At 67.5% G+C, this 26,365-nt stretch carries 30 protein-coding genes and 1 tRNA gene; 21 read left to right on the top strand and 10 right to left on the bottom strand.

Annotated elements, in window-relative coordinates; genetic code table 11:
- Positions 1–94 precede the first annotated feature (94 nt).
- Positions 95–1,297 carry a tyrosine-type recombinase/integrase gene (locus tag VNF71_15885; GenBank protein HVA76035.1) on the top strand — a complete coding sequence of 401 codons (1,203 nt, stop codon included), beginning with the start codon at positions 95–97 and terminating at the stop codon, positions 1,295–1,297.
- Between the two features lie 369 nt (positions 1,298–1,666).
- Positions 1,667–2,620 (top strand): ribosome small subunit-dependent GTPase A, encoded by a 954-nt coding sequence (rsgA, locus tag VNF71_15880; protein HVA76034.1) that lies wholly within the window; start codon positions 1,667–1,669, stop codon positions 2,618–2,620.
- A gap of 171 nt (positions 2,621–2,791) precedes the next feature.
- On the opposite strand, the gene VNF71_15875 is transcribed toward rsgA, so the two are convergent.
- Entirely contained in the window at positions 2,792–3,268 is a 477-nt protein-coding gene (locus tag VNF71_15875) for a hypothetical protein (GenBank protein HVA76033.1), read from the bottom strand.
- A 212-nt stretch (positions 3,269–3,480) separates the two neighbouring features.
- Between VNF71_15875 and VNF71_15870 the strand changes: the two genes are divergently transcribed.
- Positions 3,481–3,984: a response regulator transcription factor gene (locus VNF71_15870; GenBank protein HVA76032.1), complete on the top strand. Its 504-nt coding sequence runs from the start codon at positions 3,481–3,483 to the stop codon at positions 3,982–3,984.
- 261 nt (positions 3,985–4,245) lie between these two features.
- Here the strand turns inward: VNF71_15870 and VNF71_15865 are convergent, their stop codons facing one another.
- Both VNF71_15865 and VNF71_15860 read right to left on the bottom strand, forming a co-directional pair.
- Complete coding sequence (locus tag VNF71_15865; protein HVA76031.1) at positions 4,246–4,947, bottom strand: YceH family protein; 702 nt, start codon at positions 4,945–4,947, stop codon at positions 4,246–4,248.
- A 283-nt stretch (positions 4,948–5,230) separates the two neighbouring features.
- Positions 5,231–5,701 (bottom strand): pyridoxamine 5'-phosphate oxidase family protein, encoded by a 471-nt coding sequence (locus VNF71_15860; GenBank protein ID HVA76030.1) that lies wholly within the window; start codon positions 5,699–5,701, stop codon positions 5,231–5,233.
- Between the two features lie 562 nt (positions 5,702–6,263).
- Here VNF71_15860 and VNF71_15855 point away from each other — a divergent pair.
- Positions 6,264–6,638 carry a VOC family protein gene (locus tag VNF71_15855; GenBank protein HVA76029.1) on the top strand — a complete coding sequence of 125 codons (375 nt, stop codon included), beginning with the start codon at positions 6,264–6,266 and terminating at the stop codon, positions 6,636–6,638.
- 422 nt (positions 6,639–7,060) lie between these two features.
- Positions 7,061–7,633, top strand: a complete 573-nt coding sequence (locus VNF71_15850; protein HVA76028.1) for a GNAT family N-acetyltransferase — start codon at positions 7,061–7,063, stop codon at positions 7,631–7,633.
- 135 nt (positions 7,634–7,768) lie between these two features.
- Here VNF71_15850 and VNF71_15845 read toward each other — a convergent pair whose 3' ends face one another.
- The 5 genes from VNF71_15845 to VNF71_15825 form a co-directional block, all read right to left on the bottom strand.
- Complete coding sequence (locus VNF71_15845; protein ID HVA76027.1) at positions 7,769–8,014, bottom strand: hypothetical protein; 246 nt, start codon at positions 8,012–8,014, stop codon at positions 7,769–7,771.
- 159 nt (positions 8,015–8,173) lie between these two features.
- Positions 8,174–8,977 carry a rhomboid family intramembrane serine protease gene (locus tag VNF71_15840; protein HVA76026.1) on the bottom strand — a complete coding sequence of 268 codons (804 nt, stop codon included), beginning with the start codon at positions 8,975–8,977 and terminating at the stop codon, positions 8,174–8,176.
- A 140-nt stretch (positions 8,978–9,117) separates the two neighbouring features.
- Entirely contained in the window at positions 9,118–9,741 is a 624-nt protein-coding gene (locus VNF71_15835) for a histidine phosphatase family protein (protein ID HVA76025.1), read from the bottom strand.
- A gap of 9 nt (positions 9,742–9,750) precedes the next feature.
- Positions 9,751–10,572: an ABC transporter permease gene (locus tag VNF71_15830; GenBank protein HVA76024.1), complete on the bottom strand. Its 822-nt coding sequence runs from the start codon at positions 10,570–10,572 to the stop codon at positions 9,751–9,753.
- Positions 10,572–11,486, bottom strand: coding sequence for an ATP-binding cassette domain-containing protein (locus tag VNF71_15825; protein HVA76023.1), 915 nt, complete (start codon positions 11,484–11,486; stop codon positions 10,572–10,574). Before VNF71_15825 ends, VNF71_15830 begins: the two co-directional genes overlap by 1 nt.
- Positions 11,487–11,583: 97 nt before the next feature.
- Here VNF71_15825 and VNF71_15820 point away from each other — a divergent pair, with 97 nt between their 5' ends.
- On the top strand, positions 11,584–12,528 hold the full coding sequence (locus VNF71_15820; protein ID HVA76022.1) for an ABC transporter ATP-binding protein: 945 nt from the start codon (positions 11,584–11,586) through the stop codon (positions 12,526–12,528).
- Positions 12,525–13,256 (top strand): ABC transporter permease, encoded by a 732-nt coding sequence (locus tag VNF71_15815; GenBank protein ID HVA76021.1) that lies wholly within the window; start codon positions 12,525–12,527, stop codon positions 13,254–13,256. Before VNF71_15820 ends, VNF71_15815 begins: the two co-directional genes overlap by 4 nt.
- 45 nt (positions 13,257–13,301) lie before the next feature.
- Here VNF71_15815 and VNF71_15810 read toward each other — a convergent pair whose 3' ends face one another.
- Complete coding sequence (locus VNF71_15810) at positions 13,302–14,210, bottom strand: heme o synthase (protein HVA76020.1); 909 nt, start codon at positions 14,208–14,210, stop codon at positions 13,302–13,304.
- Between the two features lie 85 nt (positions 14,211–14,295).
- Between VNF71_15810 and VNF71_15805 the strand changes: the two genes are divergently transcribed.
- The 12 genes from VNF71_15805 (at position 14,296) to VNF71_15750 (ending at position 24,231) form a co-directional block, all read left to right on the top strand.
- The gene (locus tag VNF71_15805; GenBank protein ID HVA76019.1) at positions 14,296–15,264 is read left to right on the top strand and encodes a COX15/CtaA family protein; all 969 of its coding nucleotides are present in this window, start codon (positions 14,296–14,298) and stop codon (positions 15,262–15,264) included.
- A gap of 4 nt (positions 15,265–15,268) precedes the next feature.
- On the top strand, positions 15,269–15,562 hold the full coding sequence (clpS, locus tag VNF71_15800) for an ATP-dependent Clp protease adapter ClpS (protein HVA76018.1): 294 nt from the start codon (positions 15,269–15,271) through the stop codon (positions 15,560–15,562).
- Complete coding sequence (locus tag VNF71_15795) at positions 15,535–16,029, top strand: DUF2017 family protein (GenBank protein ID HVA76017.1); 495 nt, start codon at positions 15,535–15,537, stop codon at positions 16,027–16,029. The genes clpS and VNF71_15795 overlap by 28 nt, the downstream gene beginning before the upstream one ends.
- Positions 16,030–16,033: 4 nt before the next feature.
- The gene (locus VNF71_15790) at positions 16,034–16,444 is read left to right on the top strand and encodes a PPOX class F420-dependent oxidoreductase (protein HVA76016.1); all 411 of its coding nucleotides are present in this window, start codon (positions 16,034–16,036) and stop codon (positions 16,442–16,444) included.
- On the top strand, positions 16,441–17,322 hold the full coding sequence (locus tag VNF71_15785; protein ID HVA76015.1) for an alpha/beta hydrolase: 882 nt from the start codon (positions 16,441–16,443) through the stop codon (positions 17,320–17,322). The genes VNF71_15790 and VNF71_15785 overlap by 4 nt, the downstream gene beginning before the upstream one ends.
- Complete coding sequence (locus tag VNF71_15780; GenBank protein HVA76014.1) at positions 17,319–18,572, top strand: hypothetical protein; 1,254 nt, start codon at positions 17,319–17,321, stop codon at positions 18,570–18,572. Before VNF71_15785 ends, VNF71_15780 begins: the two co-directional genes overlap by 4 nt.
- A gap of 303 nt (positions 18,573–18,875) precedes the next feature.
- Entirely contained in the window at positions 18,876–20,615 is a 1,740-nt protein-coding gene (locus tag VNF71_15775; protein HVA76013.1) for an amidohydrolase family protein, read from the top strand.
- Positions 20,612–21,730 carry an amidohydrolase family protein gene (locus VNF71_15770; GenBank protein ID HVA76012.1) on the top strand — a complete coding sequence of 373 codons (1,119 nt, stop codon included), beginning with the start codon at positions 20,612–20,614 and terminating at the stop codon, positions 21,728–21,730. Before VNF71_15775 ends, VNF71_15770 begins: the two co-directional genes overlap by 4 nt.
- Positions 21,727–22,785 (top strand): LLM class flavin-dependent oxidoreductase, encoded by a 1,059-nt coding sequence (locus VNF71_15765; GenBank protein HVA76011.1) that lies wholly within the window; start codon positions 21,727–21,729, stop codon positions 22,783–22,785. Before VNF71_15770 ends, VNF71_15765 begins: the two co-directional genes overlap by 4 nt.
- 33 nt (positions 22,786–22,818) lie before the next feature.
- Positions 22,819–22,891: transfer RNA gene (locus VNF71_15760), tRNA-Glu, on the top strand.
- Positions 22,892–23,058: 167 nt separating this feature from the next.
- Entirely contained in the window at positions 23,059–23,403 is a 345-nt protein-coding gene (locus VNF71_15755; GenBank protein ID HVA76010.1) for a hypothetical protein, read from the top strand.
- 9 nt (positions 23,404–23,412) lie between these two features.
- Entirely contained in the window at positions 23,413–24,231 is an 819-nt protein-coding gene (locus tag VNF71_15750) for a nucleotidyl transferase AbiEii/AbiGii toxin family protein (GenBank protein HVA76009.1), read from the top strand.
- Here VNF71_15750 and VNF71_15745 read toward each other — a convergent pair.
- Entirely contained in the window at positions 24,228–25,373 is a 1,146-nt protein-coding gene (locus tag VNF71_15745) for a site-specific integrase (protein HVA76008.1), read from the bottom strand. The two genes, VNF71_15750 and VNF71_15745, sit on opposite strands and share 4 nt — an antisense overlap.
- A gap of 303 nt (positions 25,374–25,676) precedes the next feature.
- Between VNF71_15745 and VNF71_15740 the strand changes: the two genes are divergently transcribed.
- Together VNF71_15740 and VNF71_15735 are read left to right on the top strand one after the other, a co-directional pair.
- The gene (locus tag VNF71_15740; protein HVA76007.1) at positions 25,677–25,940 is read left to right on the top strand and encodes a helix-turn-helix domain-containing protein; all 264 of its coding nucleotides are present in this window, start codon (positions 25,677–25,679) and stop codon (positions 25,938–25,940) included.
- Positions 25,937–26,272, top strand: coding sequence for a hypothetical protein (locus VNF71_15735; protein HVA76006.1), 336 nt, complete (start codon positions 25,937–25,939; stop codon positions 26,270–26,272). Before VNF71_15740 ends, VNF71_15735 begins: the two co-directional genes overlap by 4 nt.
- Positions 26,273–26,365: the final 93 nt, after the last annotated feature.

The following is a 26,365-nucleotide window of genomic DNA, read 5'->3' as shown; positions in this document are numbered from 1 at the left end:
CTCTGACCAGCACTTTTACAAACGATACCATCTCGACCTGTAGTCCTGGACTACTTTTGGACTAGCACTTTTGGGGTGGCCGGCTGGAGGAGCCATGCGAGGGACCAAGGACGAGCGATCACCGGGGATATGGCGGCTGCGGGTGTTCATCGGCCGCGATCCTGTCACGGGCAACCCGAAGCAGGTGACGAGAACCTTCCACGGCACCAAGAAACAGGCCGACACCGCCTTGGCCGAGTTCGTCACCGAGGTCTCAAACGGCACCGTTCCGATCGTCGCCTCCACCACAGTCGCCGAGTTCCTCGACCGATGGCTCGACCACATCACACCGACGCGCTCGCCCGCCACCATCAGGGGCTACCGCCACAAGGCCGAGAGGATCAACCACCGTCTCGGGGGGATCCGCCTCGACAAGCTGACCGCCCAGCACCTCGACCGCGCCTACCGAGCCTGGTTGGACGAAGGGCTCCACCCGAGCACCGTCCATCACCTCCACCGCGTGCTCTCAGCGGCCCTGCGCCAAGCGGTGAAATGGGGGCTCCTCGCCGTAGCGCCGACCGCCAGGGCGACCCCACCGCAACGGCACCACACGCCGAAGGAGATACCGACTCCCGACGTCGTACAGAAGCTCATCACCGCCGCGGAGGACAGAGGCCAGCCGGTCCTCGCGGCAATCATCGCCGTCGCCGCTACGACGGGTCTGCGCAGGGGCGAGCTCGCAGGCCTGCACTGGAACGACGTCTACCTCGATGTGGGCAGGCTCCACGTCCACCAGTCGCTCAAGAATGGTCTCGAGGGCGGGTGGGTCATCGGCCCCACCAAGACCCATCAGGCGCGCAGGATCTCCCTCGACGAGTTCACCACCACCGTCTTGCGGACCCACCGGGCGAATGTCGAGGCGTGGGCGGCTGACGCCGGCATTGAGGTCCTCGACGATGGGTTCGTATTCACGTTGGATCCCTCGGGCCGGGAGCCACTCAAGCCCGACGGGCTGACCCACAGCTTCGCGTCGCTGTGCCAGGCGGCCGGAGTTCGGGGCGTGAGCCTCCACACTCTGCGCCATTTCAGCGCGAGCATGCTGATCGCGTCGGGGCGCGACGTCCGCACGATCGCTGGCAGGCTGGGGCACTCCGACGCCACTACAACCCTGCGCGTCTACGCCCACATGGTCGAGGGCCGGGACCAGGACGCCGCCGACTACCTCGGCAGCCTGCTGTCCGCCGGTTCTTCCTCCACCTCCTCCCCGCGCCCCTCTTCGCCGGCCCGCCGGAGGAAGACCGGCCAGTTGACCCGATAGAGCCGCCCGACAGCGAAGCAACCGGGAATCTGGCGAAGCCGCGCCGCTTTGTACGCGGCTAGAACCTGGTCGGAGCTCTGCACACAGATCATGCGCTCGAGATTCCTTGAGGAAATGAACCGCAACGAGGGTATATAGGCGCTTCGCGCGTACATCCATGCCGGCAACCAGAGTTCGGTATCCCGAGCCAGGTGGCTGTCGTCGCGGCGGGTGAGGGCCGCAACGGTGAGACACTGGGTCCTGCCGGATTGTCAGGAGTTCACTGTGTCGACCACCTCGGGTGTTTCGGGCTTGTTAGCCCTTGGGTGGGATGACGGCTGGGCGTCAGCCCTGGAAGAGCTTGGCGATCCGACTGTGAGGCCGGCACGGGTGTCGCGCGTCGACCGCGGTATCTGCACCGTCATGACTGGGACGGCCGAGGTTCGGGTCGCGACCGAGCGGAGTGTCGAAGTAGCGGTCGGCGATTGGGTCGGTCTTGCCCCGGGGCCCACCGCCGGTGGGAGATCGCGGATCGTGGTTGTCCTTCCTCGTCGTGGTGTGTTCCGCCGAGCGGCCACTGCGAGGGGTGCGGCGCCCAAGCTCGTAGCCGCGAATATTGACACGGTGTTCTTGTGCGATGCGCTCGACGGAAGCCTCAGCCTTCGCCATCTCGAGCGCTTCTTGGCTCTGGCGTGGCAGAGCGGTGCCACTCCTGTCGTGCTGATTACCAAGTCCGATGCGGTCCTGCCGGCGATCGTGACCGAGGCACTAGAGGCAGTCAGGACGGTTGCCGAGGGAGTCAGTGTGGTCGTCGTCAGCTCGACGACCGGTGACGGCGTGGTCGACGTGGCGCCCTACTTGGTCCCGAGGCACACGGTCGCGCTACTCGGGTTGTCCGGAGCAGGTAAGTCGACGCTGGTGAACGTGTTGGCAGGTGCTGAGATCTTGGCGACCGGGGCAGTACGTCGAGACGGAAGCGGACGCCATACGACAACCCACCGCGAGCTGGTCCTGCTTCCCGGAGGCGGCCTTTTGATCGACACTCCGGGGATGCGAGCCCTGTCGGTGCTAGGCACGGGTGAAGGTGTGGAGCAGGCGTTCCAGGATGTCGAAGTGCTGGCCCGTGGCTGTACGTACGCCAGTTGCTCGCATTCCGGTGAGGCGGGGTGTGCCCTTGCGGAGGCGGTCTCCGACGGGTGCCTCGACCGCAGCCGCTTGGAGAGCTGGATGCGATTGAGGTCCGAGCCGGCATCTTCGGGACTCGAGAAGGCCCGGGGGGACATCGCTGAGCGTAAGCGGCGCAAGGCCGCAAAGTTCGTCGACCGCCGAGCTGCAAGAACGTAGCTCCTGCCGGCACACGCAGAACGCACGCCGTAATCCGCTAGGCGCGATCGCATGCTGGGTGCAGATCGGCACATCTCATGTCGGGCGTTCGGAGACGCTGCTTTCGTCGTGTCGCATGCGACGATTCAGCGGTTGTTGGGCGCCGAACGAAGATCCTGCGACCTGACCCGCCTATAGGCCCTTCCGGACCGTCCGGTCGAGAATGCCCAATGTGGCGCGCAGGGCCGACTCCGGGACGATCGGGAATCGTGCCTTGATGTCCCCTGTCACCCTTGACCAGTCGTAGTACGAGGTCACATTGGTTACACCGTCGTCGCCGGGATCCAGTCGGTATCCATAGAAGTGTGGGAACGGGATATCGGGCCCGAGGTCCCATGCGATCTCTTTGTCGCGCTCGAAAGTGATGATATGCACGGTTACGTCGTACTTGCCTAAGGGGACGTCATTGAGGGACTCGCGGTCCATGTGGATCACGAACGTGTCGCCGACCTTCTCCGCCGGCTCGCCGGTGAAGTCCTGCAGCATGCCCGACGCGTCAATTGCCACATGCCCTGCCGGGCTGCGTAGGACGTCGAAGATGGCGGGGGGTAAGGCAGGGATCGGCCTTGTTACCTCAATGCGGTCGGTGAGGAAGACGGTATCGGGCATGTGGGCTCCTCTTGATTGCAGACAGCCGGTACTGCGTTGATGGCGGACAGCAGAGCATCGCGCGTCGAGGCGCGTAGGTGCCCTCCGAGGAGATCGCCACCCACCCCGTCAGACCGATTAGAAGCCCCCCGCTCGGCCGACCTGGGAGGGGGGAGGATCACCGGAAGCGCCGGGGTTTGGACCGCCGAGGGGCGACTGGCGGGCGAACCGACGTGGCCGTCGTCGATATCCGCATGCCGCCCACCTTCACCGACGAAGGGCTGCGCGCTGCCATCTCCCTGCGACGGGATCACCCCGACGTGGGAATCCTCGTATTCTCGCAATACGTCGAGACCCGCTACGCCGCCGAGCTGCTCGCCGGCGGCGCGGCCCGTATCGGATACCTGCTCAAAGACAGAGTCGCCGACGTCACCGACTTCGTCGAAGCCCTCGGACGCGTGGCCTCCGGAGGCACCGCTGTCGACCCGGAAGTCGTAACCCAGCTGATGGGCGCCTCCCGCCGCACCGACACCCTGGACAAGCTGAGCGCTCGGGAGCGGGAAGTGCTTGCACTCATGGCGGAGGGGAGAACCAACTCCGCGGTCGCCGCCACCCTCGTCATCTCGGAGGGCGCTGTAGAAAAGCACGTGGCCAACATCTTCTCGAAACTGGACCTACCGGCCACCTCGAACGACCACCGCCGGGTGCTGGCAGTACTCAAATACCTCGAGGGATGACAGCTACCGATCGGAAGAGAACCGAACTCTTCCCTTCTGCGAAGCTCCCCCCACCTCGCCCTCATCTAGTGACGCGCCCAGAGGTTATGGCCGGCCGTCGGAGCGCGCCGTCCAGCGGTCGATGGGGTGTTCGCATGCCACTCACCCGGGCGATCACGGGCACTCGCGTCGGCGGTTTGGCGTCGTGGGACCCCCCGCGCGTTCCCGGTCGGCCGTGCGATATCCGCGCGGGCCACGAACCGGTATCAGTGGACGGTCCCGCTAGAGGCCGAGAGCCTCCTTCAGGCCGTCGACCTCGGCTCGCAGCACCTCCACCTCTTTGCGCAGTGATTCCACCTCGTCGCGCAGGCCGTCGTCGCGCAGGCCGTCAGCCCGCAAGTCATCGGACCCACCGGTGGCCGGGGCCGACGGAGCCGCCCTGAATTCACTCGGGCTCGGAGCCGCCCTGGGAGTCGGCGCGGTCGCGCGCGGCTCGTCTGCGAGCAGGTGGGCCCATCGCTCCTCTTTCTGGCCGGGACGGCGGGCTAGGCGGGCGACGAAGGGTTCCTCTCCCCGGGTGAGTCCCTCCAAGTCGTGCTCGACGTCCTCGGTGCTGTCGAAGCGCGCCATCCTCTCGGTGCGTCCCCGCAACTCCCCGATGGTTTGCGGACCTCGCAGAAGCAGCACTCCCACCAGAGCCATCTGGCGTTCATCGAGAGCCAGCCGCTCGTCGAGGATCTGCCGGTAGCGCACCACAGAGCGGCCGTGCGACGGGAGCACGTAGCGGACCAGGCCCTTCCCCTTGAGAGTCGCGAGGGAGGCTTCGACGGTGGGTTCGTCGAGCGAGGTCACCGGTTCCCGGTTCGACGTCTGGTTGCAGGCGAGAACCAAAGCGTTGAGGCTCAGGGGATACTGCTGAGGGGTGGTCAGCTGCTTCTCGATGAGGCTGCCCAGGATCCGCCCCTCCACGAAGTCGACCTGCATGGTTCGAGCATACGGTCGGAGACCGTCTGGCTTCCTCGGGTGCCCACCCCAGCACCCTCCCCGTGTGAACGGCCAGCCACCGGCTGCGGACGGCCGGCGACAGAGCTGGCGTCAGGTATTGGTCCACGGGCCATGGAGGTCTGCCCCCACGCCACCGGCCCCGAAGAGGGACGGTGCAGAACGTCCGCTCAATAGTTCGCGTCTACCTCCGAGACCACGAGCGCAGATCGGCACGTCAGGCCTCTCCTGCTCACCCGGCGGTTGAGGGCGTTCCGTCACATAGTTAGTCTCGCTCGAGCCTTCGTAGTCCTCGATCAGGCGTCCATAACTCGACGACAAGCTTGGCGGCCTGGGCGTTGAGTGCGGTGATAGTGACCTCCGCGATGTCGGCGATGAACATCTCGCCCTCAAGTTGCTCGCTTGCGTCGCCCGTAGTTACCGGGCCGGAGGGGATCGCTCGTCCGGCGATCTTGGCCTCACCTGGCCAGTCGTTCTCCTTCCCCGGCTCAGGGTGGAAAGTTGGGCCGTGGAGGGCGAAGCGAGGATCCCGCTTGAGGTCTGCCCCCTTAAGCGCACCGGTCATCGACCCGAAGCGGAGATGACCGTCTCTGAACTCGCATTCGATGCCCGAGATGCGTGGCGAGCCGTCGGCGCGCAGCGTAGCGATCGTCTTGTGGCGACCGGCGTCGAACAGCCCCCGAACGCGTCCGGCGAAGTCTGGTTCCGTCTGCTCGATCTCCTTCCACGCGGGCACAGACGTGCAGCCTATTCTCGGTGTCCGTTTGGTCGAGACGCTCCACAGGTGGCTTCTCTAAGTGATGCCGTTCGGGGGAGCAGAACGCGCACTCAAGAATCCGAGTGTCGCCGCGCTCGCAGCAGCGCATATCGGCACTTCTCGAGTGTCTCCGCAAGCCGGCGATCAGGGTCACCGGGCGGCCGGTGATAGGAGAGGCTCGAGGCGCGTGGTCTGGGGCACAATCTGGGCTGTCGGGGTGGAGGGTGCTGGATGTTGCGGCGTGTCGCTGTCAGCGGGCCCGCTGTCGGAGGTCGATGAGTTGGTGGGAGCGGCCGACACCATCGTCGATGGCCTTCGTCGGCCGGCTGAGCCGGGGGCTACTCCTCTCGAACTCGGGAGCGCTGCCAGCCCGGCCGGCGGTCCCGCACGCCACACCGGATCAGTCCGAGTTCTCTACGATGCGCTGCTGGGTCAGCGACCGCGACCGTCGGGAAAATCAAACCTCTTGGATCGGGGGCTCGCGATGATGTACCTCGTTTCGGGACGAATCCGCGGACGCCGAGATCGGAGAGTGGTGTAGGTGATCAAGAGGCTCCAGGCGGTAGCGCTCGACTGCGCAGACCCGCTGCGGCTCGCCGAGTTCTATGCCGAACTGCTCGGCGGTCGGGTGGTCATGGAACCCGACGAGCCGGACTGGGTGGAGGTGGTTGGGTTCGAAGGGACGCCGCTCGCCTTCCAGCGAGTGGACGGCTATCGGCCGCCGGGCTGGCCTGGGCAGGAGCACCCCCAGCAGGTCCACCTCGACTTCGACGTGGACGACATTGAAGCGGACGAGAAAAGGGTGCTCGAGCTTGGCGCGACCGTGCTCGAGCGCACTGACCAGCTGCGCCAGGATGCCAACTGGCGGGTCTACGCCGACCCGGCCGGGCATCCATTCTGCCTCTGCCTCCACTGACATGCGCGCCCGGCGCGGTGCCCCCTCCCACAGCTTCGCCTCCGTGAGCACCGACGCGGCGGAGAGGCGCTGCTTGGCACGATCGAGACATGCGCGCGCCGCATCCGCGTCGGTGTGCTCCAGCGACTCGAGCTGTCCTCGACGCCCGAACACCGAGATCAACGCCGAGCCGCCTCCTCGTCCACGAGGCCCAACCTGGGTCGCACTCGGTCCGACACGCTTGCCGGAAACCGGGTGCTTGCTGTGATTGGCGCACAGTTAGCGGCAAGTGCTAGCTCTAACTGGGTGTGTCCCTATTGACGGCTGCGCGCGGGGCAGACGCGTTTACCGGATCTACCGATGGGCGGCACGTCCTGCTGTTCGCCCGCTGAGAAGCCCGGGTTGTGAGTGACCGGCATCCGCGATGAGGCACCATGGCACGCATGTCCTTGTCGACTCCCACGCTGCACACCGCTCGGCTGCGACTGCGTCCCTTCAACGACTCGGATGCGAACGCCCTCTTCGCGCTGCACAGCAACGCCTACGTGATGCGCTACTGGGACGCGCCGCCCTGGTGCGAACGTGTGCGCGCCGAGCGGTTCATAACGGCTTGCCGGCAGATGGCCGAGGCAGGCACCGGGAAGCGGCTGGCCGTGGACCGCGTTTCCGACGGGGCGTTCATCGGCTGGTGCAGCCTGACCCGGTGGAACCCGGACTACCGCAGCGCGTCGATGGGCTACTGCCTCGACGATGCAGCATGGGGCCATGGCTACGCGACCGAGGCCGCGCGCGCCTTGCTGCAGTGGGCAATCGACACGCTGGACCTGAATCGTGTCCAGGCCGAGACCGATACGCGCAACGCGGCATCTGCCCGCGTCCTGGAGAAGCTCGGATTCGTGCGTGAAGGGACGTTGCGGGAAGACTGCGTCGTGAATGGCGAGGTCTCGGACTCGTGGGTGTACGGGCTAATCAGGCGGGAGTGGCAGCCGTCGTTCGAGCCGGTTCCCGCCCGCTGAGTCCTCGCTCGCGAGACGGCGCCCGGCCACCGGCTGCTTCGTTCCGCTGAGTCGATGGGGCGGGGGCAGTGCACTCTCTTGCCGCGGGCGATCCGCACCCTGGCGCGTTCCGCGCGGTTCGTGACTGGCAGTCGCTCACGCCGCGACTGCGAGTCTGCGCTGGCGAGCCCGTTCGTATGACAGGTGGCGCAGCGTGGTCGCGATGCAGGCGACCTGGAGCCATCCGGTCGCCGAGGTGGTGGTGTTCTCGAACGACTTCGCCAGGCGGCGAGAGCGACCGAGACGGCCGTGGGCGACCTCGACGCGCTCGACGGCCACGATGCGCTTGGCGACCCGCCTCGCCCCAGCAATAGGGACACACCCAGTAACTGTCGCGAGCACTCAGCAAGCATCTTGGACTTGACCAGGACTTTTCCGTTTCGATCAGTCCACTTCGAAGGCCCGGATCCAGTTAAAGTCCCCTGCTCTACCGGATGAGCTAGCGGCCCCTAGCGCTGATCGAGAAACAGTAGGTTCGCGATGCGGCGAAGCGCGCCGCCGCTACAGGTTCACCTGCCCCGGCGGCAGCGTTACCAACAACGACAGCACCCCCGCGACGACAATCGCGAACCCCACCCCCACCACCAGCTCGCCGGCCCGCCCTAGTTGCCAGCCGCTCGCCGATCGGGACATCGCGAGACCCACCACGGCGCCGACGACCAGCCCTCCGAGATGGGCCCTCCAGTCGATTCCCGTCGAAGCGAAGCTGATCAGGAGGTTGATGATGATGAGCGCGAGGATCGCGCTGCTGTCCCACCGCCGGCGGCGAGCGATCACGAAGTACGCACCCATCAACCCGAAGATCGCTCCCGACGCGCCCACCCCGATCTGCAGCGGCTCGCTCAGAAGGTACGAGCCGACCGAACCACCGAGCGCCGACACGAAGTAGAGCGCGAGAAACCGGACCTTGCCAAGCTCCGCCTCGATCGGCGCCCCGACGATCGCGAGCGTGAACATGTTGAAGGCGATGTGCTCGATGTTCGCGTGCAAGAAGGCAGCGGATATCAACCGGTACCACTCGCCTTGGTGGACCGCCGCCGGAAGCAAGCCGTAGTTGCACTCGACGCTGTGCGGGCACTGGCCGACGAACTGGCCGTTGACGAAGAGCACGCCCGCCTTGCTCGACATCTCCCACACGTACACGATCACGTTGACAGCAATCAGGGCGATCACCATCGGCGTCATGCGGGTCGCACCAAGTCGCCCGTAACCCTGGCGCCCGGGCTGCCAGCGCCGCACCGGTGACGAACGCGCTCCTTCGCGCACACACGATCGGCACTGCCAACCGACAGGTGCTTCGGTCATGCACTCAGTGCAGATTGGCCTGTTGCACCGCCGGCACACCGAGCTGGCCAAGCGGCCCGGGTGCACGTAGCACGCCGGCACGCCGCCCTCCGGCACACCGCCGGCGGGGCCACCCCACGGCCCTCCGCCCGAGACCTCGCTCACTCCGCCTCCGCCACCATGTTCCAGCGCCGGATCACACGCTGACCCTGCGACCAATCCAGTTCGCTCACCGACGCCGTGTCCAGCTCCAACCAACGACCCACCCCCAGCTCGGCCCCCACCCACCGAGCCGCCAACGCCCTGCTGAAGTGGCCGTGACCGACCACCGCGACGTTCGACATACCTGATCCCACCACCCGGGCGACCACGCGATCCGCGCGGGCCGACACCTCTGCGGCGGTCTCGCCGCCCGGCCATGGACCGTCCCAGATGGACCACCCCGGGTACTCAGCGCGGATCTCGGCCGTCACCCGCCCCTCGAGCTCCCCGTAGTCCCATTCCCGAAGGTCCGGGTCGACCTCGAACTGCCCGCCAGCGGCGCCACCACACAGCCCGGCCAGCTCCGCAGTCCGGCGCGTGCGCAACATCGGGCTACAGAACACCAGGTCGAACCCACCCGCACCGACCAGCCACCTCACCAGCTCGCCGACCCCACTCGCCTGCCCTTCACCGCGAGTGGTCAATGGGAGATCCGTGCAGCCGGTGTGCTGCCCCGATCGGCTCCACTCCGTCTCGCCGTGGCGGATTACCCACAAACGAGGCTGGCCGCCGGCGGTTCCCACCCTGGCAGGTTACGCGTCGCGCCGCTCTAACAGCACGAAGGCCGCTACCAGAACGACCGCCACGAAGGCCGCCATCACGCCGAAGCCCTGCCACGGCCCGAGCGTGTGCGCGTCGCGCATCACGATGGCGAACTGCTGGCCGGCGTTGGTGGGCCAGTACTCCTCGATCGGCTGTTGCCATGACGTCGGCAGGGCATACGCGATGCCCGGCAGGACAAACAGGATCGCGACTATTACAGCGATACCCGCCGCGGCATGCCTCACGATCGTCGCGATCGCTGAGCCGAGCAACGCGAGCAGCGCTAGATACACGCCGGCACCTATGACCGCCCGGGCGACGTGCGGATACCCGATGCTCGCGGACGGAGCCTTGCCGTAGATGAGTGCCTGGCCGAGGAAGAAGGTCGCCAACGCGATCGCCTCGCCGGCGATCAATGCCAACAAAGTGAAGACGGTCAGCTTGGCCGACAACATCCGCGACCGCTTCGCGACGGCGGCGAGGCTCGTGCGGATCATGCCGGTCGAGTACTCGCCGCTGATGATCAGAACACCTAGCACCGCGAACGCCAGCTGCGCGATCGTGAGGCTGCGCAGGCTGTGATCGGTGGGATTCCAGTTGAAGTGCAATCCGGCGTCGCGGTGGAAGCGGCTGGCGCCGGCCCAGCTGATCAGCGCTCCGAGGCCGATCCCGAGGGCGGCGGCGGCGGCGAGCGACCAGAACGTCGAGCGGACCGTCCGCAGCTTCGTCCATTCCGAACGGAGCGCGTCGCCGAAGGTCGCGCGACGTACGGGAGAAGCCGTCTGCGGCGGCCGTTCGATCACCGCGGTCATCAGGCCACCTGCCCTGTCGCGTGGAACTCGACGCTGTCGCGGGTCAACTCCATGAACGCCTCCTCGAGAGATGCGCGTTTCGGCGTGAGCTCGTGCAGCACCAAGCCGTTCGAAGCGGCGAGTTCGCCGATGGCGGCAGCTTCGAGCCCGAGCACGTCGAGCGTCCCGTCTTCGACTCGGGAAAAAGACGCCCCTGCGTGCTGCACGAGTTCCTCCAGCCGCTCTCGCTGCGGCGAGCGGACCCTCACCGAGTGTCGCGAGCTCGACTCGACGAACTGGGTCACGCTCTCGTCACGTATGAGCTTGCCCTTGCCGATGACGATCAGGTGGTCGGCGGTGAGCGACATCTCGCTCATCAGGTGGCTCGAAACGAGCACGGTGCGACCCTCAGCCGCGAGCGCGCGCATCAACTGGCGGACCCAAGCAATGCCTTCCGGGTCCAGCCCGTTGACCGGCTCGTCGAACATCAAGATCCCGGGGTCACCGAGCAACGCCGCGGCGATACCCAACCTCTGGCCCATGCCGAGGGAGAAGCCGCCGGCGCGCCTGTCGGCGACTCCCTCCAGACCGACGATACGGAGCACCTCGTCGACCCGCGCCTTGGCGATCCCGTTGCTCTGGGCGAGGAGTAGGAGGTGGTAGTAGGCCTTGCGGCCACCGTGCAGGGCCTTGGCGTCGAGCAGGGCGCCGACCTCACGGAGGGGTGCCGGTAGGTCCCGGTAGGGGCGGCCGTTGATCGTCACGGCGCCGGAGTTGGGCCTGTCCAGACCGAGGATCATCCGCATGGTCGTGGTCTTGCCGGCCCCGTTCGGCCCGAGGAAGCCGGTCACCCGCCCCGGCGCCACATCGAAGCTGAGGTCGTCGACGGCGACGGTTCTCCCATAGTGCTTGGTGAGGTTTCGGGCCTCGATCATCGCTCCATCATGGGGCATGGGGCACCGCCGCACATCCCGCGCGAGATGTATTCACTCCGTCGTCCGCCGGTATGACGCCGCGGTAGCTTCGTGCCCCGTGCCCGCCGTCCCCCATTCCGGCGCCGCGATCGAGGTATCCGGGCTGGTCGTGCGCTACGGAGACCTGGTTGCGGTCGACGGGGTCGAGTTCAGCGCCCACCGGGGCGAGGTGGTCGCGCTGCTCGGCCGCAACGGGGCGGGCAAGACGAGCACCGTCGAGTCCCTGGAGGGGTACCGCCGGCGGTCTGCCGGCTCCGTGCGGGTGCTGGGCCTCGACCCCGGTGTCCACAGCGAGACGCGGGCTCTCGCCTCCCGTATAGGCGTCATGCTGCAGCGGGGCGGCGTCTACCCGGGTATGGGACCGGGGGAAGCAGTCCGCCTGTTCGCCAGCTATTACGACGATCCGGAACAGCCTGACGCATTGCTGGCCCGGGTGGGGCTCACCGCGGTGGCGCGCACCCCATGGCGCCGCCTCTCCGGAGGAGAACAACAGCGTCTCTCCCTGGCGCTCGCCCTCGTCGGCCGCCCCGAGGTGGCATTCCTCGACGAACCCACGGCTGGCGTCGACCCGCAGGGGCGGATCGCGATCCGCTCGGAGATCGCCCGGCTACGTGCCGTCGGTGTTTGCGTGCTCCTGACCACACACGAGCTCGAGGAGGCGGAGCGGGTTGCGGACACCATCGTCATCGTCGATCGAGGGCGGGTCGTCGCGTCCGGCACCCTTGCAGAGCTGACCGCGACCGGCAACGCCGGCCTTCGCTTCGAAGCACCGCCCGGCATCGACCTGGCCGCGCTGTCCGCCGCTCTCGACGCGCCGGTCCGCGAGCAATCACCCGGCCACTACACAGTCGAGGCAGAGAACGCGCCGGCAACGACGGCCGCTCTCGCCGCTTGGATGGCCGAGCGCGATCTCCCACTCACCAGCCTGCGCGCCGGGCGGGAGAGCCTCGAAGAGGTCTTCCTCCGCCTGACGGGCGAGCTTCCGGAGAACTCGCAACCATGAGAGCGCTCAGATCTCAGACCGCGACGGAGCTGCGGCTCACCTTGCGGCGCGGCGATGCGGTGCTGCTCAACCTGGCGATACCGCTGGGGCTGCTGATCTTCTTCTCGCTCGTCGACGTGCTGCCGAAGCCCGCCGGCGTGCGCCACCCGGTCGACTTCCTCGCCCCGGGCATCCTCGCCCTCGCGGTCATGTCGACGGCAATGGTCAGCCTTGGCATCGCGACCGGCTTCGAACGCCAATACGGGGTGCTGAAGCGGCTGGCCGCGACTCCGCTCGGCCGCCCCCGCCTGTTGGCGGCGAAGATCCTGTCGATCGTCGTCATCGAGGCGTTCCAGGTCGGCGTGATCGTCGGAGTGGCGCTCGGCCTCGGCTGGCACGCCGGCGGATCCCTGTGGCCCGCCGCCCCGGCGATCCTCCTCGGAACCGTTGGCTTCGCCGGCGTCGGGCTGCTGATGGCCGGTGCTCTGCGCGCGGAGGTGACCCTCGCCGCCGCCAACGGTCTTTACCTTCTCTTGCTGCTCCTCGGCGGGATGGTGATCCCGCTCTCGAAGCTGCCCGCTGGCCTCCGGACCTTCGCACGCGGGCTGCCCGCCGGTGCCCTATCCGACGCGCTCAACGGGGCTCTCGCCGCGAACTCTCAAGGCGTGCCTCTCAGGGCGTGGATCGTCCTGGCGGTGTGGGCGGCCGCAGCACCCGCCGCAGCGGCCTACTTCTTCCGTTGGGAGTAGCTGACTAAAGAGGTTCGCGCCGGTGGAGCAATTCTGCGAACTTCTTCAGTGCAGCACCAGCTGGTCGACTGCCATCGCGGCGAACAGCAGGGTCACGTAGGTGATCGACCAGTGGAACAGCTTCATAGCCAGCCCTTCGTTGGGCGATCGCCACAACCGGTAGGCCAGCACGCAGAACACCGCTCCGAGAATCACAGCCGAGGCCCAGTACAGCGCTCCCATCCTCGCGGTCCATCCGAATACCAGCGAAACCACGGCCACCAGCAAGGTGTAGGCGAAGATCTGCGCCGCCGTCTTCCTGAACGACGTCACCACCGGCATCATCGGCACGTCCACCGACTTGTAGTCGTCGCGGTAACGGATGGCCAAGGCCCAGAAGTGCGGCGGCGTCCAAACGAACATGAGGGCGAAGAGAACCACAGGGGCCCACCCGACGCTGTCGCGTACCGCCGCCCAACCGACCAGGACCGGAACAGCGCCCGCGGCGCCGCCGATCACGATGTTCTGCCTTGAAGTCCTCTTCAGCCAGAGCGTGTAGACGAAGACGTAGAACAGCGTGGCGCTGACGGCGAGCAGCGCGGAGAGCAGGTTGACCTCTGCCCACAGAAGGCCGAACGCTGCAACCTCCAAGCCGATGGCGAAGGCCAGCGCTTCCGGCGCGGACACGACCCCGGTGACCAACGGTCGCTTGCGGGTCCTGTGCATTACCGCGTCGATGTCGCGGTCGACGACCATGTTGATGGCGTTGGCTCCGCCCGCGGCCAGGGTGCCCCCGGCGAGCGTGGTGAGCACCAGCTGCCACGGGGGGAGACCGCGCGCAGCGACCACCATCGTCGGCAGTGTTGTCACGAGGAGCAGCTCGATGATGCGTGGCTTGGTCAGCGCGATGAAGCCGCCCAGGCGGCGCCCGAGGGATATTTCGCCCGGAAGGGCTGTTGGGGCCGCTGTCGACATCGGGCTACGAGACTACGGCAGCCCACCGGGAGCCAACAAAGCGGCCGGGTGGGGCCGCAGCGCCACCCGTCCTACGATGGTCGCGATGGCCGACACGACGACGACCGCCCCGGGGGCCGGGACCGTCGGCGGCCTGGCAGGGCTGACAGCACGTCTACCTCGCGTTTCGCCGCGGGCCTTCCGGGTCGTCGCCGCCGCAGCCGTGTGGGCCCTCGCTGTCACGATCGTGTCGGGGGCGGCTGTCCGCCTCACGGGGTCGGGGCTCGGCTGCCCGGACTGGCCGAACTGCACCGCGACCGGCGTCGTGGCGCCGCTGCAGTTCCACGCGTGGGTGGAGTTCGGGAATCGGTTGATCAACGCAGCGGTGTCGTTGGCCTCCATCGGGGCGCTCGCGGCCGCCCTGCTGCGTTCGCCCCGCCGGCGGGACCTCACCTGGCTGTCTGCCGGCCTGGTGGTCGGCCTGTTCGCCGAGGTGGTCATGGGCGCCCTCGTCGTCTACTACAAGCTGGCGCCAGCGCTCGTCTCGGCCCACTTCCTCCTCGGCCTCGCATTCCTCGCGGTCGCTGTGGTGCTCTACGAGCGGGCGGGCATCCACGACGAGGCGGCCGAACCCCGACCGCTCGTCGACCGCTCGACCATCGTCCTGTCCCGCCTCTTATTGATCGCCACAGCCGCGGTGGTCACCCTCGGGACCATCGTCACGTCCACCGGTCCTCATGGAGGTGACCCGACCGCTCAGCGGTTCCGTCTTTCCCTTCATTCTGTTGCACAGCTGCACGGCACTTCGGTCGAGATATTTCTCGTGGTCACCGTCGTGGCGCTGTGGAACCTGGCTCGGACCGGCGCACCCCGGCCGGTCATCAAGAGGGCGCAATTGCTCCTAGGTGCGCTCGTTCTTCAGGCGGTTATCGGCTACATCCAGTACTTCAACGGTGACCCCGTCGGGCTTGTCGCCGTCCACGTAGCGGGCGCAGCCCTCGTGATCATCGCCGTCATCCACTTCTACGCGGGGCTCTGGGCCCGAGCGGCCCGGCCCGTGCGGGCGGGAAGCTGACGCGATGCCAACCGCAGCGCCGGTAGAGATCAAGGAACCCGAAGTAGGCGAGGTCGCCGCCGCGGACCGCCCGTGGAAGGTCCTGGTCTGGAACGACCCGATAAACCTGATGTCCTACGTCACATTCGTCCTCCAGAAGCTGTTCGGGTACAGCCGGGAAAAGGCCCACAGTCTCATGCTCGACGTGCACTACAAGGGAAGGGCCGTCGTGTCGCACGGCCCCAGGGAGAAGGCGGAACTGGACGTGTTCCGCCTCCACGAGCACGGCTTGTGGGCGACCATGGAGCACGACAGCTGACGCCGCTCTTCGCACGCCGGCTCATCCAGAGGTCAGGCGACGCCTACAAGCTCAACCTCGACGGTGACGAGCGCGACCTCCTGCGCAACCTCGGGCCGCAGTTCGCGGCTCTGCTCGACGACCCCACGCAGCCCGTGCTGGAACGGCTCTTCCCGCCCGCGTACAACGAGCAGGAGGACCTTCAGTTGCAGGACGAGTACCGCCGATTGATGCAGGAGGACCTCGTCGACCGCCATCGCCAGGAGTTCGAGCTGCTCGCCTCGACGGCCGGCTCAGACGCGTTGACCGGCGAGCAACTCCTGGCGTGGGCGCGCGCTCTCAACAGCATCCGGCTGGTCCTCGGGACCCATCTCGACGTGCAGGAGGACGAGGAGAACCGCCGGCCGGAGTCACCGGACGAGGCGCTCTACCAGTGGCTGACCTACCTGCTCGGTGAAGTAGTAGAAGCGCTGGAAGACCAGACTTGAGCCCATGGACGTTCAAGACGCTCTCGAGTTCCTCAGCTCCAACCACCGGTCGGTACTGATCGCCCGCCGTCCCGGCGGTGAACCACAGCCGTCGCCGGTGGTGCACGGGGTGGACGATCGGGGGAGGATCGTCGTGTCGAGCCGGGAAGCGGCGTTCAAGGTGCGCAACATCAGGCGCGACCCTCGCGTGACTCTCTGCGCGTTCACGGACAACTTCTTCGGGAAGTGGGTGGTGGTCGAGGGCCGCGCGGAGATCGTGTCGTTGCCTGAGGCGATGGAACCTCTGGTCGAGTTGTACCGCGGGATCGCCGGCGAGCACCCGGACTGGGACGACTACCGCGAGGCGATGGTGCGCGAGAAGCGCGTGATCATCGCTATCACCCCGACCTCCGCCGGTCCCGACCGAGCGGGGTGAGCACCAGCCCAGCTCCCGTACCTGCGAGGCGGGAGACCATCGCCGGCACGGGAGGGGTGAACCTCAGCTGCATCGTCCGGAACCGCGACGGTGACGCAACGCCTTTGCTGCTGGTTCACGGTCTCGCGTCGAACGCCCGCCTGTGGGACGGGGTCGCCGATCGGCTCGCGGCGTCCGGGCACCCGGTCGTCGCTGTCGACCAGCGCGGTCATGGCCGGTCCGAAAAGCCCGGCGACGGTTACGACTTCCAGACCTTGACCGCCGATCTGCTGGCACTGGTCGATCACTACGGCTGGGATAGACCGCTGGCCGCCGGCCAGAGCTGGGGCGCGAACGTCGTGCTCGAGCTCGCCGCGCTCCACCCGGATGCTGTGAGCGCGGTCGCTCTGATCGACGGCGGTACCCACGACCTCGCGGACGGTTTCGCCGACTGGCCGACGTGCGAAGCCGCGCTCGCTCCACCGCCGCTCGACGGCATGCCCGCGGCCCGCGTCGAATCACACATTCGCAACTCGCACCCCGGCTGGCCCGAGCAAGGGGTAGAAGGGACCCTCGCCAACATGGAGTTTCTCCCGGACGGGACCATCCGCCCGTGGCTGTCGCGCGAAGACCACATGGTGATACTCCGCCACCTTTGGGAGCACAAACCTTCGACCCGCTTCGCGGAAATGAGCGTTCCCGTGCTGATCATCCCGGCGCGAGACGAATCGAACCAGCGCTGGATGCAAGGCAAGCGTGATTCGGTCGAACGCGCTGCGAAGCTGCTGCCGCGCTCGGTCGTTCATTGGATCGACGGTGACCACGACCTCCACGCTCAGCACCCCGATGTCGTCGCTGACCTGCTCGACGCAGCGACCCAGCCGGGGTTCTTCTCGTGACACCCCGGCTGCTGGTCATCATGGGGTCGGGCGAGACGGCGCCGACGATGGTGAAGCCGCACCGTTTCCTCTTCGAACGGCTCGGGCCGGATCCGGTGCCGGCAGTGCTGTTGGACACGCCCTACGGCTTCCAGATGAACGCGGACGACATCTCCGCCAGAGCGGTCGAGTACTTCACCGCCAGTGTGGGACGGCGCGTGGAGGTGGCCGAGTTGCGCCGCACCGAAAGCGCCGATCTGGTCCGGCGTGAAACCTCTATCGCGAAGATCGCCTCTGCGCGGTGGGTCTTCGCGGGCCCAGGCAGCCCGACTTACGCGCTGGAACAGTGGGCCAGGACGGACGTTCCCGACCTGCTGGCGGACAAGCTCGCACACGGTGGGTGCGTCGTGTTCGCCAGCGCGGCGGCGCTGACGCTCGGCCGCTTCACAGTCCCGGTGTACGAGATCTACAAGGTCGGAGCGGACCCTGTATGGGCGGACGGGCTGGATCTCATCGCGCCTGTGCTCGGCCCCGACGTGGCGGTCATCCCCCACTACGACAACGCCGAAGGCGGCAACCACGACACCCGCTTCTGCTACCTGGGCGAGAGGCGCCTGTCTGTGCTCGAACAGCAGCTTCCCGCCGGCGGGTGGGTGCTCGGCGTGGACGAGCACACCGCGCTGATACTCGATGTGGACGCGGGCAGCGCCACTGTCGCCGGCAACGGAACCGTCACGGTGCGCCGGCGGGGCCAGTCGGCCGTCCTGGCGGCCGGCGATTCGGTACCGATCGGCTCGCTGGCCTCGCTTGCATCGGGGAAAAGACCTGGCGGCGCGCCTCCCCAGCCCGAGGCCGGGGCCTCTGCCGTGGCGCCGCGTACCGCCCTGCACGGCGAGATCCGCCGGCTCGAGATCGAGTTCGACGGCGCGATCGCGGCTCGCGACGTGGCGACAGCGGTGGGCGCGATCCTGGAACTCGACGAGACGCTCGCAGCATGGGCCGGCGACACGACCCAGTCCGACGCCGGCGAACGCGGGCGCGCCGCGTTGCGCCGGATGGTTGTGCGCCTCGGATCTCTGGCGGAGACGGGGGCGCGCGACCCGCGTGAGGTGGTGGGCGTCTACGTGGAGGGCTTGATTGCCGAGCGCGAGTCTGCCCGAGAGGCTCGTCGTTTTGCAGACGCCGACCGCATACGGGATCTACTGGTTGCCGCGGGGGTCGAGGTGCGTGACACTCCAGAGGGCACCGTCTGGGATCTCAGGAGCGGGTGACGAGGCCCGAGGTCAGCCTGCAAACGTGAGCGGGGCAATCACTGATTCTTTCGTCGAGACCTCTCAGTAGGACCACGTAGCCCCCCTGAACGTCAGACCTAACCTTGGAGTGTGACTGGCCTTGGTCCACCTGTGGAGTGAAGAGTCGAGCAGTCGATGAGCTGCTGCGAATTGGAGCGACCGCCCGTCCTGGCAAGCCGGTCTTCACCGATTTGATCCAAACCCTCGAGAACTGAGGAAGGTGCCGTAACCTGAGCCGGCACACCGGTGTTGACCGGCAACCCCGGGGGAGGGTGAGGCGACGTGGCTTTTGACCTGCTGATCCGAGGCGGCTCGCTGATCGACGGCACCGGATCCGCGGCCACGAGGGCGGACGTCGGGATCGCCGGTGGGGTTGTCGTCGACGTCGGACGTCTCGCCGGGACCACCGCAGAGCGGGTCATCGACGCCGACGGCGCGGTGGTGGCCCCGGGGTTCGTGGACATCCACACCCACTACGACGGTCAGGCAACCTGGGACGAGCGGCTGCAGCCGTCCTCTGCTCACGGCGTCACGACCGTCGTGATGGGCAACTGTGGGGTCGGATTCGCGCCGGTCCGGCCGACCGATCACGCCCAGCTGATAGAGCTGATGGAGGGAGTCGAGGACCTACCGGGCACGGTCCTGCACGAAGGCCTGACCTGGGAGTGGGAGAGCATCCCCGAGTACCTCGACGCCCTCGATCGGCGGCCGCACGACATCGACTTCGCGGCGCAGGTGTGCCACGGCCCGCTTCGCCTCTACGTGATGGGGCAGCGCGGAGCCGACCGTGAACCCGCCAGTGCCGAGGAGATCGCCGACATGGGTCGCCTCGCCGCTGAGGGGATCCGAGCGGGCGCTCTCGGTTTCACGACCAGCAGGACCCTCAACCACCGAACGAGCCGCGGTGAGCCCACACCGACTCTGACCGCGGCACGCGAGGAGCTGGTGGGAATTGCCGAAGCCATCGGGGAGACCGGCGGCGGTGTCCTGCAGGTCATCTCCGACTTCCCGGACTTCGACGACGAGATGACGACACTCTTCGAGATGATGCGGCGGTCCGGACGGCCGCTGTCGATGTCTCTCGCCCAGTTCCGCCCAGGCCCGGGCTACCGACGCCAGCTCCAGACGTTGGAAGACGCCAACCGCGAAGGGCTTCAGATGCGGGCGCAGGTCGCTGCCAGGGCGATCGGCCTGATGATCGGCCTGCAGGGCTCGGTGAACCCACTGAAGGGTTCCGAGACCTACCGCTCGGTGGAACACCTTCCACTGCCCGAGCGAGTCGAGCGGCTCGGTCAGCCCGACGTCCGCCGCCAGGTGCTCGCGGAGCTGGCGGCGCGCCCCGGTGGCGTTCGCCAGCCGCTCGATCGGATCTTCGAGCTCGGGGATCCCCCCGACTACGAGCCCGACTCCAGCGACAGCATCTCTGCCAGGGCGCGGCGCGCGGGGCAGGAGCCGGAGGAGCTGATGTACGACCTGCTCCTCGCAGACGGTGGCAGGACCCTTCTCTACCTGCCGTTCCTGAACTACTTCGACGGCAACCTAGACGCCGCGGCGGAGCTGCTCGGCCATCCGCACACCGTCCCCGGACTCGGGGACGGTGGCGCCCACGTCGGCACCATCTGCGACGCCAGCTTCACCACCACACTCATCACGTACTGGGCGCGGGACCGCCAGCAGGGAACAAAGTTCGACCTGCCCTGGGTCATGAGCCGCCAGTCGAGAGCCACGGCCGAGGCCGTCGGGCTACTCGACCGGGGGATCGTCGCGCCCGGGTACAAGGCTGATCTGAACGTCATCGACTTCGACAACTTGCGCAACAAGCCACCACGGATCGCCCACGACCTTCCCGCCGGCGGCAAGCGCCTCGTCCAACCGGCACAGGGCTACCTCCACACGGTGGTGTCGGGAATCGAGACCTATCGCGACGGCGAACCGACCGGTGCACTACCGGGCAGGCTCGTCCGCGGCGCCAGGCAGGACCCGACAAGAGGCCACCACAACCAAGCCGGAGGCCAGGCATGACTTTCCCGATCATCTCTGCGGACTCACACATCACGGAGCCAGCAGAAACCTACGTCGACCACATCGACCCGGCATTCGCCGACCGTGCCCCGCGACTCGAGAACTGCGGCGAGGAGATCGGCGACGCGTTCGTGATCGACGGGTTCCCCAAGCCCCTGTCCCTCGGGACCGTGGCAGCCGCCGGCAAGAAGCCCGAGGAGATCAAGCTCAAGGGATCTCGCTTCTCCGACCTTCATGCGGGCGGGTGGGACCCGCAGCTGCGGCTCGCCGACCAGGAACGGGACGGCGTCGCCGCGGAGGTCATCTACCCGAGCATCGGCATGGTGCTCTGCAACCATCCTGACCTCGACTACAAGAAGGCCTGCTTCGACGCGTACAACCGGTGGATGGCCGGCTACTGCTCGGCGAGCCCCGATCGCCTGATCGGCCTGGGCCAGACGGCGATGAGAACGCCCGAGGAGGGCATCGCGGACCTGGAGACCATGAAGCAGCTCGGCCTGCGCGGGGTGATGATGCCCGGGCAGCCCGGCGTCGAGGACTACGACTCCCCCATCTACGACGAGTTCTGGGCGGCGACGGTGGCGCTGCGCATGGTCCCGTCTTTCCACATCCTCACCATGAAGGCAGGGCACACCCGGGGCCCGAGGATGAACTCGTTCCTCTCCATCGTCCGCGGCTGCCAGGACGTCATGGGGATGCTCGTTCTCGGCGGCGTGTTCGAGCGCAACCCGTCCGTCCGGGTCGTGTGCGCGGAGGCCGACGCCGGCTGGGTCCCGCACTTCATGTATCGCATGGACCACGCCTACAACAGGCACCGCAACTGGCTACCCGCCCGACAGGAACTGAGCCGCCCGCCGTCGGAGTACTTCGCCGAGAACGTCTACGTCACGTTCCAGGACGACTGGACCGCGTTCCGCTTCGCCGGCGACATGAACTGGCACCGGCTCCTCTGGGCCAACGACTTCCCCCACTCCGACTCCACCTGGCCCTGGAGCCAGGAGCTCCTCGACAAGCACACGGAGGAGCTCAGCCCGGAGCAGAAGCAGGCGATCCTCTCCGGAAACGTCGCCGACCTCTACGGGATCGACACGTCGGCACTTCCCGCTGCCGCGTGACCGAGTTCTGGCTCGCGGGAGCGTCGCTTCCCGGCCGCACCGCCGACCTGGCGCACCGGGCGGAGGACGAGGGCTGGGACGGTTGGGCGCTGGTCGACTCGCAGAACCTCGCCTTCGATCCCTACGTGCATCTCGGGCTTGCAGCAGCTGCCACGTCGCGCCTGAAACTGGCGACCGGTGTCACCAACCCGTTGACGCGCCACCCCGCCGCGACTGCGACGGCTATCGGAACCGTACAGGCCGAATCCGGCGGCCGCGCGGTCCTCGGTATCGGTCGCGGCGACTCGTCGCTCGCCCATCTCGGTCTGGCCCCTGCATCGCCTGCAGCCTTCGAGCGTTACCTCGTGAGACTGCAGGGATACCTGCACGGTGAAGAGGTCCCGTTTGACGCATCGCGGGACGGTGCCGGCGTTGCCCCGCCCGCCACCGCCCTCGGCATGGCGGACGCTCCATCAGGAAGCCGGATCGGATGGATCGCCGCCGGTTCACTCCCGAAGGTGCCCCTTGACGTGGCCGCCACGGGGCCGAAGGTGATCGGCATCGCGTCGCGTGTCGCCGACCGCATCACGTTCGCCGTCGGCTCCGACCCCGAGCGCATGAAGTGGGCGATCGGGGAGGCGCGCTCCGTTGGGATCGGTGATCGGATGCCGCTCGGCGCGTACCTACCTGTCGTCGTGCACAAAGACAGGGACCGTGCGAGGGAGCTCGTCGGCGGCGGGGTTGCGTCGTTTGCGAGGTTCTCGGTGATGCATGGCAAGGTGGCGGGGCCCGTCAACGACGCCGACAGGGACGTGCTTGCCGGCGTGCACGACCGCTACGACATGCACCGCCACTTCACCCACGGCTCTCCGCAGAGCCAAGGACTGCCGGCGGAAACGGTGGATCGTTTCGCCGTGGCCGGGCCACCGTCGTACTGCACGGAGCGCCTCGCCCAGCTGCTGGAGCTCGGCCTGGACAAGCTCGTGCTGCTCGGAGGGGGGATCGGCATGGACCGGGACGCGGCTCGCGAATCCCGGCGGATGCTGGTGGAGGAGGTCCTGCCGAAGCTCCGTTAGCGCAGTCCCGCCCGGATAGGCTCTGCTCCTTCTGCCCCCATCGTCTAGCGGCCTAGGACACCGCCCTTTCAAGGCGGCAGCACGGGTTCGAATCCCGTTGGGGGTGCTGCGCTCCGGTGCTGGTCAGAGGCTATTTTTGGCCGTCCGGCCGGGTCGTTCGAGAAGGTCGAATTGGCCGTCGTGCGCGCTGCGTGCGCGAACGAATCGGCCGCCGCTTCCGCGAACGGGTCTCTAAGGACTGTGAGGGTCACTGGGTTCCGGCACACTGGAGCCATGGCCAGCAGCGACCAGGTCGCCCCCGAAGAACGCCATTACGGCGACCACCGGCCGTACCCGGATCCGCCGGCCCGCCTGGCCGACCTCACCGGGCCAACCGATGGGCGAATCGAGCTGCCGACCACGATCGACTGGGGCCCAAGGCGGACATACGACCTGGCCCGGGACGCCGATCGCCGGGTGGTCTACGAGCGGGTGCTGCGAGAGGCAGCAACGACCGCCGAAGTGGCTCGTTTCGTCAACGGAGCTGTCCTGGTCGAGGTGTGGCCCCGCCTGTTCCTTCCCCGACGCATCCGGGAGAACTGGCAGGGCCGCTTCCCGGAACTGGTTTCAGCCGCTTAGCTCGGATCCGTGGACGAACTCCAGGAGCGTCTCGCTCGAGTGGGCCTCTCAGCCTTGAGTTCATACGGGTTCGTCCTCGCCGGTGGCTACGCGCTCCAGGCTCATCAGCTCGTGGACCGGCTGAGCGAGGACATCGATCTCTTCACCGACAGATGGGACCGGGAGGAGTTCACTCGGGCCGTGGACGCCGTTTGCAAGGCGTACCGGACGGACGGGCTGGATGTCGCTGTCCCTCGACGAGCCGAGGCCTTCGCCCGCATCCAGGTAACTGACCCCCAAGCAGGCAGGATCGCAACCGTCGACCTGGCTGCCGACTTCCGCCAGTTGGACCCTGTCCAGTTGTCCGTCGGACCGGTGCTGGCGGAGCGAGATGCCGTGTCGTCGAAGGTGGCCACTGTCTTCAGCCGAGGGGAGGCCCGGGACTACTTGGACCTTGCCGGGATCCTCGACAGCGGCCGGTTCACCAGGGAAGAGCTCATCCGCCTCGGCAGCGAGGCGGATCGAGGCTTCAGCAAAGGATGGTTCGCCGAGGCTCTCGCCGGCGTTGACCGCTTCCCGGAGGAAGACTTCGCCGGCTATGGCGTAGATAGCAAACGCATTGCGCAGGTCAAGGAGACGATGCGCAGTTGGAGTAGCGCGCTGCGGGCGGAGATCGCACGAGAGACAGTTCCACCCTCGGTCCCGGAAGTGACTCGCAGCATCCAGACGCCGACAGGGCCCGCTTACCCGCAGCAGCGGGGCCGTGGCCACCCCTCCCCCTCCCCTTGGACAACTGGGCCGTCGGGTACGCCCGAAACCCCGTCTCGCGGCCCTGAGATCGGCTTCTAGGCCTTTGGCGATCGGGCTCGTGCAGGCCGGGCCGGCGCCGTTCGCAGAGGAGTCACCGTCCCGACTGCGAGATCAGCCAGAGCGTCGGCGATGGCACGGTCCCGATCTTCCGTCGCGTGCTGGTACCGAAGGGCGGCTGTTGGGTTGGCGTGCCCACCACGACGCATCAGTTCCGCGATCGAGGCACCGGACGCAGCGGACCAGGTGAGCCCGGAGTGGCGGAGGTCGTGGTAGAAGAGGTCGGGCCGTCCGATCACCTCCCGGGTGCGCTGCCATATCCGGTTGAGTGTGCTCGGCAGCATGGGCCCGCCGGCCTCGGAGGTGAAGAGCCAGTCCTCGGGATTCGGACCAACGTATCTCTCGAGGTGCTGCGTCAAGGCGGGGAGGACGTTCGAGGGCACGGCGATGCTGCGTCGGCCCGCTGACGTCTTCGGCGGCCCGACGACGAGTTCTCCGGACATCGGCCGCACTACGGAGCGGTCGATCCGGATGGTGCTGTGCAAGAGATCGATGTCGCGACGCTGCAGACCGAGGACTTCTCCTCGCCGTAGCTGGCACCAAGCAGGCAGGAGCACTGCCAGCCGATGATGATCGGGAGTGGCTTTTGCTGCGGCAATGACCTCTGCGACTGACGCAGTAGGGCGTTCAGCCGATCGTGCCTGTCCGGCTCCCTTAACCCGGCACGGGTTCTTGGGGATGAGCCCGTCCGTGACGGCGGTCGTGAGGATGGCCCGCAACATCCGGTACGCGTCGTCGGCTGTGGTCTTGTATCTCGCTCTCATTCCCATGTACCACGAGCGGACAGCCGAGGGTCGGAGCTTCGCCAGTTCCTGATCGCCGAGTATCGGCAGGACATGGCGGTCGAGCATGTGGCGGTACTTGGCCCAGGTGACCGGCCGTAGGTCGGTACGACATGTGAGCCAGCCGTCGGCCCACTTGGCCAAGGTGACCCTCCCGCCCGACGGATCGATCCACACCCCGCGCAGGATGTCCGCCTCCATGGCGGCCAGCGCGGCTTGAGCTTCGCTCTTCGAAGCGAAGGTCTGCGGGGCTACGTGGCGGACGGTCTCGTGCCAGTAGCTGGCTTGGTAGCGGCCGGATGGGAGCTTTCGGACTGAGCCGAAGTGGCGGCGGGCGGGCATGGAAGCACCTCCAGAGACGAGAGCGTCGTGGAGGAGGCTCTTTCGGCGTCCCCGGGCCCGGCGGAGCCTCGAGCCGGGCCGGGATCGGCCGCCAAATGCGGTCTTCATCGTACAGCGGGGCGGGCGTCAGTTATGCGATGACGACCTCTCTCATCCTTCTCCAGGGGAGTGTCACTTCCGGGAAGTGACACTCCTCTGGATTCTCGTGAGAGGGCCCGTCGGGTCCGCATCCACCGGGTCGGAGGGCGTGTCATTCCCCGGGAATGACACGAGTTCGGTGCCGGGTGAGGAGGTCCTTGCGCGATGCACCAGACCGATAGCTGGCGGCCCGGTGGCCCTCATTACGGGAGGTCACAGATGCCGCTGGAGGAGTTGCCGGAGTTCTTGACCGTCGAGGAGGCGGCCCGGGTCTTGCGGATCGGGCGCACCTCGGCCTATCTGCTGGCTCAGCAGTGGCGGCACACCGGAGGCCGTAGTGGCCTGCCGGTGCAGCGCCTGGGCCGGCTGCTGCGGGTGCCCCGATCGGCGATCGAGCGGATGGCTGTCACACCGGGAGACGCCCGATGACCGGCCAGCCGCTGGATCGGTGGGCGTCTTCGGATGTGTTGGCCGCGGTGGTCGACGTCGAGATCGCTGCCGTCCTTGGCCGGACGCCATCGAAGGACGAGGCGCTTTTGGCGTTGGCGGCCCGGCGGGAGTTGGAGGACCGGATGCGCCGGCACCGCTGGCTGGCCATGGAGACCGCCCGCAAGGCGGGCGCTACCTGGGCGGAGATCGCCGCCGCGGCCGGCGTGAGGCCGGCGGATGCCCGCCGGCTGTATGAGGTGACGCTGGCCCGCCAGAAGGCGTTCGGCTACGCCGAACCGCACCGCCACGATCCCGGCGTCCCCGAGCTGTAGCCGTGTCCGCGACCGCAGGACAGCACGCCCGGACAGCCGCAGGCCACCGGGCCCCCCGCCGCAACGTCAACCGGTCAGAACCCATCCCTTCCT

It is taken from the genome of Acidimicrobiales bacterium (assembly GCA_035533095.1).
In the GTDB taxonomy this organism is placed as follows: domain Bacteria; phylum Actinomycetota; class Acidimicrobiia; order Acidimicrobiales; family Palsa-688; genus DATLUM01.
The sequence above is the reverse complement of the archived record's forward strand: the minus strand, read 5'-3'. Positions and strand labels throughout refer to the sequence as shown.